Genomic DNA, 13,173 nt, shown 5'->3' on the forward strand with positions numbered 1-13,173 from the left:
GAGGACACGCACATGGCGATCGCCACCGACACGCGTCGGAAACGGACCGACGACACCCCGCCGAGCGAGCGGCCCCGCCCGCTGTGGATGCTGCTGCCCGGCGGGGTGCTGATGACACTGCTGATCCTGGTGCCGCTGCTGCTGGCCTTCTGGATCTCGATGCTCGACCTGGACCAGTACACGATCCGGCAGTGGCTGCAGGCGCCGTTCGTCGGATTGGGCAACTTCGTCGAGGCGTTCTCCTCCTCGCCGCTGCTGCGCGGGATCGGGCTGAGCGTCAGCTATGCGCTGATCGTGTCGGTGGCGGCGATCCCGATCGGAGTCACGGCGGCGCTGGCCACGCAGAACGCCTTCCGCGGTCGCGGGCTGGTGCGCTCCGTCTACCTGATCCCGTACATCCTCCCCGCCTTCGTGGTGGCCACGGTCTTTCGGGCGATGTTCCAGCCCGAAGGAGTGGTCGACGAGGCATTCGGCGTGTTCGGGGTCGACCCGGGGCTGTGGCTCAACGGGCCGCAGAGCTATTGGACCCTGGTCATCGCGCAGCTCTGGGTGAGCTGGCCGTTCGTGTACCTGCTGACGCTGGCCGGACTGCAGGGGGTGGATGCGGAGGTGCACGAGGCCGCGGCGCTCGATGGCGCGGGGTGGGGCATCAAGCTGCGCAAGGTCATCCTCCCGTATCTGCGCGGATCGATCCTGCTGGCATTCATCCTCACCTTCCTGCACAGCATCAACGCCTTCACGATGCCGTTCGTGCTCTTCGGGATACCGGCGCCGGTCGATGTCGAGGTGCTGCCGGTCCTCACTTACGTCACGGCGTTCCAGAGCTTCCGGTTCGGCCTCTCGGCGGCCATGGCGGTGGCCTCGCTCGCGATCGTCGCGATCCCCCTGTTCATCTACCTGCGCGCCGTGCGCCTGGACACCGGAGAGGACGCGAAGCGATGAGCGCCACCACCACGATCGCGCAGGTCAACCCGCGCCGGAGCCGCCCCGGCGGTCACAGCCAGGTGGATCGGCTGCTGCCGCGCCCGCTTCTGGCTGCCGCGAACATCGTCCTGTGCCTGCTCGTGTTCGGGCCTGTCTCGTACATGTTGTTCGCCTCGATCAATGCGGATGTCGCGGTCGCCGGCGGCGCGTACTGGCCGACCGAGCTCCGGCTCGACAACTACGTCAAGGTGTGGCGCAGCGTCGATCTCGCGGGAGGGCTGGCCAACAGCCTCCTGATCTGCGGCGCGGTCGCCGTCGTCTGCGCGGCCGTCGCGGTCTCGATGGCGTGGGTGTTGGTGCGCTTCACCTTCATCGGACGCGTCACGATCCTGCGAGGACTGCTCGGGCTGCAGTCGGTCCCCGGCACGCTCATGCTGCTTCCGGTGTTCGTGATGTTCTCGACGCTCTCATCGGTGCTGCGCATCCCCACCATCGGCACCCACTGGTCGGTGTTCGTCACTTATCTCACCTTCGCGCTGCCGTTCTCGACCTGGGTGATGGTGACGTACATCCGCGGACTGCCGCGCGAGCTCGAGGAGGCGGCCCGCATGGACGGTGCCTCGAACTTCCGGGTCCTCACGCGCATCGTGCTGCCGCTGAGCTGGCCGGGGATCGTGGTCTCCGCGATCTTCGCATTCCTGCAGGGCTGGAACGACGTGCTGTTCGCTTCGGTCATGACCAACCGTGACAGCCGCACCGCCGCGGTGGCCCTGCAGATCTTCGGCGCGACGCAGGAGACGGGAGCCGTGCCCCTGTACGGCCAGATGATGGCGGCCTCGCTCATCTGCGCGATCCCCGTCGTCGTGCTGTACCTCGTGTTCCAGCGTTATCTCGTAGGCGGTCTCACCGCAGGAGGAGTGAAATGACCCCGTGGAAGCTCTCAGGATTCGGTGACGAGATCGATCCGGATCCGTCTGTGCAGATCGCCGTGCTCCAGGCGCTCGGCGCGCGGCACATCGAGGTGCGCAGCGCGTGGGGGGTGAACGTCGTCGATCTCGACGAGTCGCAGCTCGCGCAGCTCGCGGCCGTGGTGCGCGAGCGCGGCATGGCGGTCTCGGCGATCGCGTCGCCGATCGGCAAGGTCGATGTGTCCCTGCCCGTCGAGCACGAGGTCGGTCGGCTGCAACGGGCGATCCGGGCGGCCGAGGTGCTGGAGGCCCCCTACATCCGCATCTTCTCGTTCTTCCGAGCCGAGCACCTCTCGGCGGACGACATCCGCGACGAGGTGCTCGTGCGGATGGCGGCGCTCGCCCGTACCGCCGAAGCGGCCGGGGTCACCCTCGTGCACGAGAACGAGAAGGACATCTACGGCGACATCCCCTCGCGCGTGCTCGATGTGATCGAGTCGGTCGGCTCCGACCGGCTGCGCGTCGCCTGGGACAACGCCAACTTCGTCCAGGTCGGCGTCCGGCCGTTCACCGACGGCTACGCCAAGCTGCGGCCGCACCTCGAGTATCTGCAGCTGAAGGACGCTCTCGCCGCGACGGGTGAGGTCGTCCCGGTGGGTGACGGCGACGGCGAACTTCGCGAGACCCTCACGGCCCTGCGCGACGACGGCTATGTGGGGTTCGCCTCGCTCGAACCCCACCTCACCGACGTCGACGCGCTCGGCGGCTTCTCGGGGCCTGAGGCCTTCGGTCGTGCCGGCCGAGCCCTTCGCACACTCACAGACGAGATCGGAGTCACCCTCTCATGACCGACGGAATCCTCGACGTCGCCATCGTCGGATGCGGCATCATCGGCGTCAACCACGCCAGAGCGATCGCGGCCACCCCCGGCCTGCGCATCGTCGCGGTCGTCGACGAAGTGCCGACCGCGACCGATCGTCTGGCCGACCTCATCGTCGAAGAACTGGGAGGAGAGCGCCCATCCACGCACTCCGATATCGAGTCGATCCCCGACGACATCGATGTGGTCGTCATCTGCACCCCGAGCGGTTCCCATGTCGAACTCGCCGAGCGGGCGGTCGCGCGGGGGATGCACGTTGTGCTCGAGAAGCCCCTCGACGTGTCGATGGAACGTGGTCGCCGGCTGGCCTCGATCGCACGGGACGCCGAGGCGCGCGGCATCCGGATCTCGGTGATCAGTCAGCACCGCTTCGACCCGGGCGCTGTGGCCGTCGCTGAGGCCGCCCACACCGGACGCCTGGGGCGGATCACGAGTGCGGTGGCCTCCGTGCCCTGGTGGCGCTCGCAGGAGTACTACGACTCCGGCGCCTGGCGGGGCACCTGGGAGCTCGACGGCGGAGGAGCCGTCATGAACCAGGGTGTGCACACCGTCGACCTGCTGCTGTGGTTCCTCGGCACCCCCGTCGACGTGTTCGCGCACACGGCGCTGCTCGCGCACGAGCGGGTCGAGGTCGAAGACGTGGCGGTCGTCACGGTGCGTTTCGAGTCGGGCGCGCTCGCCGTTCTGCACGCCACGACCGCCGCCTTCCCTGAGCAGCCGGTGCGGCTGGCCGTGCACGGCGCGCAGGGGACCGGCATCATCGAGAACGACCAGCTCGCGCGGTTGTGGGTGGACGGCGACACCGCCGACCGCAGCGTCGACTGGGTGCCCGAGGGGCATCGGCTCGGCGACGACCGTGACCCGCAGGCGTTCGCCGAGGGTCACGCCCGCCAGTACGCCGACATCGTCGAGAGCATCCGTGAGGGGAGAGCCTCGCGGGTCGGCGTACCCGAGGCGCTGCTGGCGCTCGCCGTGGTGCGCGGCATCTACGTGTCGGCGACCACCGGCTCTGCGGTACGCGTCGCCGACCTGATCGACGGCACCGTCGACGATGCGGACGTGCGGACGGGAGGCATCGCATGAAGTTCTCGGTGTTCACCGCGGCGACCCCCGACTGGGAGCCGGCAGAGGCGGCTCGCCGCATCGCCGCGATCGGCTATGACGGCATCGAGTGGCGCATCACCGACCAGGACGAGGCCGACCCGCCCGGATTCTGGGCCGGGAATCGCGCGACCTGGCCGCTCACCGGGCTCGAGGGGTCGGTCTCCGAGATCGCCCGCATCACCCGCGAGGCCGGGCTGGAGTTCAGCGGCATCGGCGGCTACGCGCTCGCACCCGACCACGACGATGTGCTGCGGACGCTCAGGGCCACCGCAGAACTCGGTGCGCGTCAGGTGCGCGTGCGCATCCCCTTCAACGACACCCAGGACTATCGCACGGTGTTCGCGCAGACCAGGGACGACCTGGAGTGGGCCTCCCGCGAGGCGGGGGCACTCGGCGTGAAGGTGCTCGTCGAGCTGCACCATCAGACGATCTCGGCGTCGGCGTCGGCTGCCCTCCGCCTGGTCGACGGCATCGACCCGCGCACCATCGGTGTGATCCACGACCTGGGCAACCTCGTGATCGAAGGGCAGGAGGACACTCGCGCCGGCCTGCAACTCCTGGGGGAGTACCTCGCGCACGTGCATGTGAAGAACGCCGTCTGGCAGCGCACCGGGCAGACCGGGCTCGACGGCGATGTGCGCTGGGAGTCGGCATGGGCTCCGCTTCGCGAGGGCATCGCCAGCGTGCCGGACTATTTCCGCGCCCTCGCCGAGGTCGGCTACGACGGCTGGGTGACGCTGGAGGACTTCTCGACGGATGCTCCGCTGGAGGAGCGCCTGATCGACGACCTCGCATTCCTGCGCGCGTCTGCCGGCGCCGCCGGCATCGGATCGTGACCGGGCCGGCGCGCACGCAGCATCCCCCGCTCCGTGCCGCTCATCTGGGTCTCGGCGCCTTCCATCGGGCTCACCAGGCCTGGTACACCCAGCAGGCGAACGAGCGTGCAGCCGCAGACGACGGCTGGGGCATCGCCGCTTTCACCGGGCGTGCCCCGGAGGCCGCAGAGCTGCTGTCGCGCAACGACGGCGTGTACACGGTGCTGGAGCGTTCCGCCGAGGGAGACCGGGCGACCACCGTGCAGTCGATCGTGCGGGCGGTACCCGGATCGGATGAGCGGTCCTGGCTCGACACTCTCACCGATCCTCGGGTCGCGGTTCTGACCGTGACTGTCACCGAGGCGGGGTACTCGGCCGGTTCCGGGGTTCCGCGGCGCATCGCCGACGGCCTCGTCGCGCGAGCGCGGGCCGGTCCAGGACCCATCGCGGTCGTGAGCTGCGACAACCTGCCGCAGAACGGCCGGGTGCTGAGCGACGCGGTGCGCAAGGCCGCCGGCTCCCAGGCTGCGCGAATCTCGGACATCGCGTCGTTCGTCGACACGGTGGTGGACCGGATCACCCCTGCCGTGACGCCTGCCGACATCGACGCCGTGCGGAAGCTCACCGGCCTCGACGATCCGTCCGCGGTGGTCACCGAACCGTTCGCGGAATGGATCCTCGCGGGTGAGTTCCCGGGCGGTGCTCCGGAGTGGGCGCAGGTCGGAGCCAGATTCGTCGCCGATGTCGGGCCGTACGAAGCGCGCAAGCTCTATCTGCTCAACGCCGGGCACACCTTCCTCGCCGCGGCAGGGCGGTTGCGGGGCTACGACACGATCGCAGAGGCGTTCGGCGATGCCGACCTGCGCGCCGACACCGAGGCGCTGTGGGCTGCGCAGCGCACCGCGGTCGACCTGCCGGTCGCGGAGCTCGACGGGTGGCTCGACGATCTGCGCCTCCGCTTCTCGAATCCGCGCATCGCCCATCGGCTCGACCAGATCCGTCGGGACAGTCCGATCAAGGTGGCGCTGCGCCTCGTCGCTCCCCTGCGGAGACGCCGAGAGGCCGGCGATGCCGTCGACGACGCGCAGCTGCACGCCGTGGAGAGCTGGATCCGCTCCCTCGTCGAACTCGACCCGACCGACTCCGCGACGGCCGTGATCGCCCGCACCATCTCCGCCGTGCCCGCGGCCGACCGCGCACGCACCGTCATCGACCACCTCACTCCCGAAGGGACCCTCGCATGAGTATCGACAAGGCTGAGGTCATCGTCACCAGCCCCGACCGGAACTTCGTCACCCTCAAGCTCACGACGGCCGACGGCCTCTCCGGTCTCGGTGACGCCACCCTCAATGGGCGCGAGCTCGCGGTCGTCGCGTATCTCACCGAGCACGTCGTCCCGCTGCTGATCGGTGCCGACGAGGATCGCATCGAGGACACCTGGCAGTTCCTCTACCGGAGCGCGTACTGGCGAAGGGGACCCGTCACGATGGCCGCCGTCGCCGCGGTCGACATGGCGCTGTGGGACATCAAGGGCAAGAAGGCGGGGATGCCGGTTTACCAGCTGCTGGGCGGGGCATCGCGCACCGGCCTCCTCGCCTACGGTCACGCGTCGGGCAAGGAGCTGCCGGAACTGTTCGACTCCGTGCGCGCGCACCTCGACCAGGGGTATCGGGCGATCCGGATCCAGACCGGTGTTCCCGGGCTCAAGGCCATCTACGGCATCGCTTCGCAGGCCGCGGACACCGGAGGGGGAGAAGCCCGGTACGACCATGAGCCGGCACGTCGAGGGGCGAGGCCCGTCGAAGAGGACTGGGACACCCGCGCCTACTTGAACCACCTGCCCGGCGTCTTCGAGGCGGTGCGCAACGAGTTCGGCCCCGACATCCCGCTGCTGCACGACGGCCACCACCGGATGACGCCGATCCAGGCGGCGAAGCTCGGCAAGGCTCTCGAGCCGTACGACCTGTTCTGGCTCGAGGACTGCACCCCCGCCGAGAACCAGGAGGCGCTGCGACTCGTGCGCCAGCACACGACCACGCCCCTCGCGATCGGCGAGATCTTCAACACCGTCTGGGACTTCAAGGACATCATCCGCGACCAGCTCATCGACTACGTGCGCGGGGCCGTGACTCACATGGGCGGTATCAGCCCCTTGAAGAAGACGCTCGACTACGCCGCGATGTACCAGATCAAGTCCGGCATGCACGGGCCCACGGACATCTCGCCGGTCGGCATGGCGGCGGCGATGCACCTCGGCCTCTCGATACACAACTTCGGCATCCAGGAATACATGCAGCACGGATCCCGCACCGATCAGGTGTTCCGGCAGTCCTTCACCTGGCGTGGCGGACTGCTGCACCCCGGCGACAAGCCGGGCCTGGGCGTCGAGCTCGACGTCGACGAGGCCGGCAAGTACCCGTATGAGCGCGCCTATCTGCCGTACAACCGGCTGGCGGATGGAACGGTGCACGACTGGTGAGCACCGAGCCTCGGTCGATCGTCGTCATGGGGGTCTCCGGGGTGGGCAAGACCACGGTCGGTCAGGAGCTCGCCCGCCGGATCGGTGTCGCGTTCATCGATGCGGATGACCTGCACGGGCCGGCGAACATCGCGAAGATGGCAGCCGGGGTCCCGCTCGACGACGACGACCGGTGGCCGTGGCTCGACCGGGTGGGGGCGGCGCTCGCCGCGGAACCGGCGGCCGTCGTCGCGTGCTCTGCCTTGAGGCGGAGATACCGCGATCGGCTGCGCGCATCGGCCCCTGACACGGTGTTCGTGCACCTCGACGCACCGAAGGAGCGGGTCACGGAGCAGGCGACTGCGCGCCGCGGTCACTTCATGCCACCCGCGCTGCTGGCGTCGCAGTTGCAGACGTTGGAGCCGCTCGGGGCGGACGAGGACGGGATCACGGTGACGGTGGATGGCACGGCCGGAGAGCTCGTGGAGCGCATCCGTCAGCATCTCGTCTGAGAACGTCCGGCACCTTCGAGCCGCGCTCAGGGGATCGGCACTGCGCGGTCCGCGCCGAGTCGCTTCATCACCATCGTCGACGTCAATCGCTGCACGCCCGGCAGGGCTCCGAGGGTGTTGTCGTAGAGCTCCTGGTACGAACCCATGTCACGCGTGAGGATGCGCAGCATGTAGTCGGGGTCGCCGAACAGGCGCTGTGCCTCGACGACCGCGGGGATGGCCACCACCGCCTCTTCGAAGGCGACGATGGTGTCCTTGTCGGTGCGTCCGATCGTGACGAACACGATGGCCTCGAACGTCAGGCCGACGGCTGCAGGGGCCACCACCGCCCGGTACCTCTCGATGGCTCCGGACTGCTCCAGCTCCTTGAGGCGACGATGGCACGCGGACAGGCTCAAGCCGACCTGGGAGGCGAGGTGGGTCGCGCTCATCCGGCCGTCGTCCTGGAGAAGAGAGAGAATCTCCCGGTCAAGTGCATCCATGGTGACAATCCTTGCAGCTCAAGGCGGCGATGGGCCGAAGAATCGAAGCACCTTTCGCGTGATCCTTCGTAGTCTCTTCCTCGGATTGAGGAGGACCGATGGACATCGCTCTGGTCATGCAGTTCTGGGTGGTCGCCGTCATGCTCGCGTTGACCCCCGGCGCGGACTGGGCGTATGCGATCTCCGCCGGCCTGCGCGCCCGCTCGATCGCCCCGTCCATCCTCGGCATGATCGCCGGGTACACGGTCGTGATCGTCGCCGTCGCCCTGGGGCTCGGCGCCCTGGTCACCGCGTATCCCGTCACTCTGACGACCCTGACCGTGATCGGCGCACTCTACCTGATCTTCCTCGGGGCGACGACGCTTGCCTTCCGCCCGGCGCCGATCGCCGAGAGCGGCGAGCCGATCGCCACGGGCGGATGGGCGCAGTTCCTGCGCGGCTCCGGCGTGAGCGGCATCAACCCGAAGGGCCTCCTGCTCCTGCTCGCCCTGCTGCCGCAGTTCACGAGCCCCGACGGATGGCCGTCGACGACGCAGATGCTCGCCCTCGGTGGCCTGCATCTGCTCAACATCGCGATCGTCTACACGACCGTCGGCCTGCTCGCTCGCCGACTGCTGCGCACGCGACCGCGCGCCAGCTCCGTCGTCACTCGGATCGCCGGCATCGCGATGACGGTCATCGGCGTCGGCATCCTGATCGAGCAGGTGATCGAGTGGCTGTGACGGCAGAGGTCTCTCACCAGGGCACAGGTCGTCACCAGCGCACAGGGCTTTTCCCCGGTGGATGCTGACCTCTCCCAGACAGCGCGGAGGTAGCGTCGAGGGGCGCCATCGACCGGCGGGACAGGAGGACCACGTGACGACGACGGGACGGACGACCACGGCCCTGCGGCTGCTGCTGCCCGCGTTCCTGCTCGGCGCGATCATCGCGATCTCGTTCCTCGAGGCGCCGCTGAAGTTCCTCGCACCCGGCGTCACGATCCCGATCGGGCTCGGCATCGGGCGACTCGTCTTCACCGCGCTGAATGTGCTCGCCGGCATCGTGCTTCTGGTGCTCACGTTCGTGAGCGTGCGAGCACGGGCGGGACGCGGGCCCCTCATGATCCTGGGCGGGATCTGGCTGGTCTTCGTCGTCGAAGTCGCACTCATCCGTCCCGTGCTGAACCGGCGCAGCGACCTCGTAATCGCGGGATCGGAGGCGCCGGGCACCAACGGGGCGCACTACGCGTACATCGCGGCCGACCTCACGATCGTCGCCCTCCTCGTGGTGCTGATCATCGTCACCGCGCGAAAAGTGCTCCCTCCACCCGGCACCGTATCCTGACCGAAGCCCGTCGCGCGTAATGGTCCCGCGCATCCACCGTCTTCTCTGCGGAGGCAGCGCACCTCCACCGGTCATCTGATCGGGACGCCGCGACGACGGACCTCAGACCTCGTCGGTCGGCGAACGGCAGTGTGTTCGACCCGTGCCCTCCTCGGCGCGGTGCAAACGCCGGCCGGCGCACGAGGGCACGGCTGGGGAGTCGTGGCCCTCGGGGCGGGGTGTCCCGTTCGTTCCCTCGCGGACCGCACACCCCGCCCACTCGCCCTCCCCGGAGGAATGGTCGCGAACGGCGGGGTGATGTTCCTCCGCTACCGGACCGCCTGAACTGCGGCCGCGGATCGGTCGGCGATCAGCGGGCCGAGGTCACGGTCGGACGCGGACGGTGCGTCCCTCGAACGACACGAGGTCGCCGTCGCGCAGCTGTCGTCCGCGGCGTCGATCGATCTCGCCGTTCACGGTCACGTACCCGTCGATGATGACCTCTTTGGCGTCGCCGCCCGAGTCGAGCAGGCCGGCGAACTTGAGGAACTGTCCGAGGCGGATCACCTCACCGCCGATGGAGATGTCGTCGATCGGGTCGGAGTTCGTCATCCTTGAATGCTAATCGGACTTGCGTGCTGATCGGCTTCGCCACCGCAGGACGCGATGGTGCCGCCGCCCCGGTGGGGAGCGGCGGCACCATCATGCCGGGCGTCTCGGGCCCGCCCGACAGGACGCGGCCCGCACCGACTCAGTCGATGTCGGTACCGACGACCGCGAAGTCGGCGTCGAACTCGATGTCGATCGATCGGCTGTCCGCAGTGAGCACCGAGGCGTCGTAGGGGCTCACGTCGTCGCCGTCGACATCGAGGTCGGTGATCATGCCCTCGGCCTCGGCGAGTGCGGCGGCGACCAGTGCGCGGATCGTCTCGTCGTCGAGGATGAGCGTCGGGCCGGTGTCGTCGCCGTCTGCCGCGTCGGTGGAGGCGACGGTCGCCGCGAGCTCCTTGTCGACGCGGACCTCGGTCTCATCTCCCGCCGCTGTGCTCAGCTGCACCTCCCAGGTGCCGTCGCGCTTCGCGTCGATCGAGGTGACGTCGCCGTCGGCTGCGCCGCGTGCGGCATCCGCGATCGCGATCAGCTCGTCGGCGGATGCGGAACCGATGCCCGTCACCGGGCCGCGACCGTTCGAGGGGGTGTCGCCGCGATCGTCGCTCCTGGGGCCGTCATCGGGACGACCGTGATCCTCGCTGTCGTCCTTGCGGGGGCCGTCCGACACCGAGGAGCGGTCGTCGTCGTCGAACTCGTCGCCGATCGCCGCGCCGATGGCGATGCCGCCGCCCGCGAGGACCACGGCTGCCGCGATGCCGCCCCCGATGAGGAGCGCGCGCTTGCGGCCGGCCTTCGGGGATGATGCCGTGGCACCGGGGGTCGGCTCGGCCGCCGGGAACGTCGGGTGCTCGCCGGCGCCTGGCGCGGGTGCCGTCCCGGCCGGGGGTGCAGGGGCCGTCGGCGCCGCTGCGGCATCGGGAGTCGGGGCCACCGGCACGGTCGGCGCGTCCGGCGTGCTCTCGGGCGTCTGGTCGGGAGAGGGTGTCTTGTCGTCCATGACTCGATGCTCTCCCGCGGGCGCTGAAGCCTCCCTGAAGCGTCCTGAAGGACTCTTCAGGAACCCGTCGCTCAGGCGCCGCGGGGGAGGGTGAGGACGAAGCGTGCGCCGCCCCATCGGGAGTCGTCGACCGTGAGAGACCCGCCGGATGAGGCGGCGATTCCGCGCGCGATCGCGAGCCCGAGGCCGCTGCCGCCCGCGTCGCGGCTGCGCGCCTCGTCGAGGCGCACGAATCGCTCGAAGATGCGCTCCCGTTCCTCGGCGGGTACCCCGGCGCCGTCGTCTTCGACCGTGACGAACACGTATCCGTCCGAGGGAGCAACGCCGATCGCGACGCGTCCGCGACTGTGGCGCACGGCGTTGTCGCCGAGGTTGCGCAGCAGCTGGCCGAGCAGACGGGGGTCGCCGTTCACCCTGGCGGCGCTGATGCCGGTACCGTCGACGTCGAGCCCGGCAGCCCGGAGTCGGCGCACCTCGCCGAGCGCGATGTCGTCGAGGTCGACCGCCTCGTCGAGCGTGCTCGCACCCTCGTCGAGGCGGGCGAGAAGCAGCAGCGATTCGACGATGCCCTGCAGCCGGAGCCCCTCTTCCGAGACGACCTCCGCGAGCTCGCCGATGCTGGTCACCTCGGGGTGGGCCTGGGCGAGCTCTGCGTGCTGGCGGATGGTCGCGAGCGGCGAACGCAGCTCGTGCGAGGCATCCGATACGAATCGGCGTTGCGCGGTGGCAGATGCATCGAGCCGGTCGAGCATGCCGTTCATGGTGGTCGCGAGTGCGGCGATCTCGTCTGCTGTCTCGGGTACGGGAACGCGCTGGTGAAGGCGCTCGGCGGTGATGCCGTCCACTTCCTCACGGATGCGCTCCACCGGTCGGAGCGCGCGGCCCACGACGAGCCAGGTGGTCACGGCCACGAGCAGCAGCAGCAGCGGGACCGCGATGGCGAGCAGCGTCGCGACCGTCGCCAGGGTCTCTGCGTCGTCGTCCATCGAGACCGCGAGCACGAGCGTCTGATCGCCGTCGATGTCTTCCGAGACCACCAGGACGGTGTCGCCGTCGACGGTGGTCGTCTGCGGGTCGTCGTCGGCGGGGAGCGGCGTCGACCCCAGTTTGTCGCGAGCCTCCTCGCTCGCGGCACGTACCGAGCCGTCCGGACCGAGGATCTGCAGGATCTCGTCTTCGAGCGCGTCGATGCCCTTGCCTCCCGGCCCACTTGCACGCTCGGCGAGCTCGCTGAGCCGCTGTTCCGCAGCGCGCTCGGTGCTGCTGTGGATGCTCGCGCTCAGCACACCGTAGAACGAGAAGGCTCCGATCAGCAGGGCGACGGCGACGACGACGGTGGCGCCGAGTGTGGTCCTGCCGCGCACCGTGCGCCAGCTGCGGTTAGCCACCGTCGGCCGCCAGTCGATAGCCCGCACCGCGGATGGTCTCGATGGCCTCACGACCGAACGGCTTGTCGAGTTTGCGGCGGAGGTGCCCGACGTAGACCTCGACGATGTTGGGGTCGCCGTCGAAGTCGTCGTCCCAGACGCCGTCGATGAGGGCGCGCTTCGACAGCACCTGCCCGCGATGACGCATGAGGTACTCGAGCACGGAGAACTCCCGAGCGGTGAGGCTCACCGGGGTCTCGCCGCGCCAGACCCGGTGGGCTGCGGGGTCGAGCCGCAGATCGCCCGCCTCCAGGATCGCCGGGCGAGCGACGGCTCCACGGCGCACGAGGGCGCGGAGCCGTGCGACGAGGATCGCGAACGAGAACGGCTTGGTGACGTAGTCGTCGGCCCCGGTCTCGAGTGCCTCGACCTGGTCCCACTCGCCGTCCTTCGCGGTGAGCATCAGCACGGGCGTCCAGTTCTCCTCGGCGCGCAGTGCTTCGCAGACCTTCCATCCGCTCATGCCCGGCATCATCAGGTCGAGCACGATCGCGTCGTACCGCGTCTCGCGTGCCCGCCAGAGTCCGTCGACGCCGTTGTGCGCGACATCGACGGCGAAGCCCTCGGCCTCGAGCCCCCGGCGCACGCCGTCGGCAAGGCGCACCTCGTCGTCCACCACCAGGATCCGCATTCCTCCAGTGTGGTCGGTCGACGCTGAATCGGGGCTGAAGCCGTCGAGGATCAGGTGGAGAGGTGCGCCTGGATCTCGCGGATCACCTCGCCGAGGGGGCCGGAGGAGAGGAGCCCGGGGC

General features: G+C 69.5%; 15 protein-coding genes. 10 read left to right on the forward strand and 5 right to left on the reverse strand.

Going from position 1 to position 13,173, the window contains the following annotated elements; translation table 11 throughout:
• The first annotated feature begins 12 nt into the window (after positions 1-12).
• The 8 genes from FFS56_RS15985 to FFS56_RS16020 are packed head-to-tail and all read left to right on the forward strand — an operon-like array spanning position 13 to position 7,601.
• Complete coding sequence (locus FFS56_RS15985; protein WP_127012835.1) at positions 13-942, forward strand: sugar ABC transporter permease; 930 nt, start codon at positions 13-15, stop codon at positions 940-942.
• On the forward strand, positions 939-1,850 hold the full coding sequence (locus FFS56_RS15990; protein WP_046748544.1) for a carbohydrate ABC transporter permease: 912 nt from the start codon (positions 939-941) through the stop codon (positions 1,848-1,850). The genes FFS56_RS15985 and FFS56_RS15990 overlap by 4 nt, the downstream gene beginning before the upstream one ends.
• Positions 1,847-2,680, forward strand: coding sequence for a TIM barrel protein (locus tag FFS56_RS15995; RefSeq protein ID WP_127012834.1), 834 nt, complete (start codon positions 1,847-1,849; stop codon positions 2,678-2,680). The genes FFS56_RS15990 and FFS56_RS15995 overlap by 4 nt, the downstream gene beginning before the upstream one ends.
• Positions 2,677-3,795, forward strand: coding sequence for a Gfo/Idh/MocA family oxidoreductase (locus FFS56_RS16000; protein ID WP_046748546.1), 1,119 nt, complete (start codon positions 2,677-2,679; stop codon positions 3,793-3,795). Before FFS56_RS15995 ends, FFS56_RS16000 begins: the two co-directional genes overlap by 4 nt.
• A complete protein-coding gene (locus tag FFS56_RS16005; protein ID WP_127012833.1) occupies positions 3,792-4,652 on the forward strand; it encodes a sugar phosphate isomerase/epimerase family protein in 861 nt (286 codons plus the stop codon). The genes FFS56_RS16000 and FFS56_RS16005 overlap by 4 nt, the downstream gene beginning before the upstream one ends.
• Complete coding sequence (locus FFS56_RS16010; RefSeq protein WP_164734130.1) at positions 4,649-5,875, forward strand: mannitol dehydrogenase family protein; 1,227 nt, start codon at positions 4,649-4,651, stop codon at positions 5,873-5,875. The genes FFS56_RS16005 and FFS56_RS16010 overlap by 4 nt, the downstream gene beginning before the upstream one ends.
• A complete protein-coding gene (manD, locus tag FFS56_RS16015) occupies positions 5,872-7,110 on the forward strand; it encodes a D-mannonate dehydratase ManD (RefSeq protein ID WP_127012831.1) in 1,239 nt (412 codons plus the stop codon). The genes FFS56_RS16010 and manD overlap by 4 nt, the downstream gene beginning before the upstream one ends.
• Positions 7,107-7,601, forward strand: a complete 495-nt coding sequence (locus FFS56_RS16020; RefSeq protein ID WP_233437346.1) for a gluconokinase, GntK/IdnK-type — start codon at positions 7,107-7,109, stop codon at positions 7,599-7,601. Before manD ends, FFS56_RS16020 begins: the two co-directional genes overlap by 4 nt.
• Before the next feature lie 26 nt (positions 7,602-7,627).
• Here FFS56_RS16020 and FFS56_RS16025 read toward each other — a convergent pair whose 3' ends face one another.
• Positions 7,628-8,083: an Lrp/AsnC family transcriptional regulator gene (locus FFS56_RS16025; protein WP_058631946.1), complete on the reverse strand. Its 456-nt coding sequence runs from the start codon at positions 8,081-8,083 to the stop codon at positions 7,628-7,630.
• Positions 8,084-8,181: 98 nt separating this feature from the next.
• Here FFS56_RS16025 and FFS56_RS16030 point away from each other — a divergent pair, with 98 nt between their 5' ends.
• The gene (locus FFS56_RS16030) at positions 8,182-8,805 is read left to right on the forward strand and encodes a LysE family translocator (protein WP_127012830.1); all 624 of its coding nucleotides are present in this window, start codon (positions 8,182-8,184) and stop codon (positions 8,803-8,805) included.
• 133 nt (positions 8,806-8,938) lie between these two features.
• Complete coding sequence (locus FFS56_RS16035; protein WP_046748552.1) at positions 8,939-9,406, forward strand: hypothetical protein; 468 nt, start codon at positions 8,939-8,941, stop codon at positions 9,404-9,406.
• Positions 9,407-9,769: 363 nt separating this feature from the next.
• Here the strand turns inward: FFS56_RS16035 and FFS56_RS16040 are convergent, their stop codons facing one another.
• From FFS56_RS16040 to FFS56_RS16055, 4 genes are all read right to left on the reverse strand, one after another.
• The gene (locus FFS56_RS16040; protein WP_017829834.1) at positions 9,770-9,997 is read right to left on the reverse strand and encodes an RNA-binding S4 domain-containing protein; all 228 of its coding nucleotides are present in this window, start codon (positions 9,995-9,997) and stop codon (positions 9,770-9,772) included.
• A gap of 139 nt (positions 9,998-10,136) precedes the next feature.
• Positions 10,137-10,994 carry a hypothetical protein gene (locus FFS56_RS16045; protein ID WP_231589715.1) on the reverse strand — a complete coding sequence of 286 codons (858 nt, stop codon included), beginning with the start codon at positions 10,992-10,994 and terminating at the stop codon, positions 10,137-10,139.
• Between the two features lie 71 nt (positions 10,995-11,065).
• Entirely contained in the window at positions 11,066-12,382 is a 1,317-nt protein-coding gene (locus tag FFS56_RS16050) for a HAMP domain-containing sensor histidine kinase (RefSeq protein ID WP_164734129.1), read from the reverse strand.
• On the reverse strand, positions 12,375-13,052 hold the full coding sequence (locus tag FFS56_RS16055) for a response regulator transcription factor (RefSeq protein WP_046748553.1): 678 nt from the start codon (positions 13,050-13,052) through the stop codon (positions 12,375-12,377). Before FFS56_RS16055 ends, FFS56_RS16050 begins: the two co-directional genes overlap by 8 nt.
• Between the last annotated feature and the right edge of the window lie 121 nt (positions 13,053-13,173).

It is taken from the genome of Microbacterium sp. Beta (genome assembly GCF_005502545.1).
GTDB lineage: Bacteria > Actinomycetota > Actinomycetes > Actinomycetales > Microbacteriaceae > Microbacterium > Microbacterium oxydans.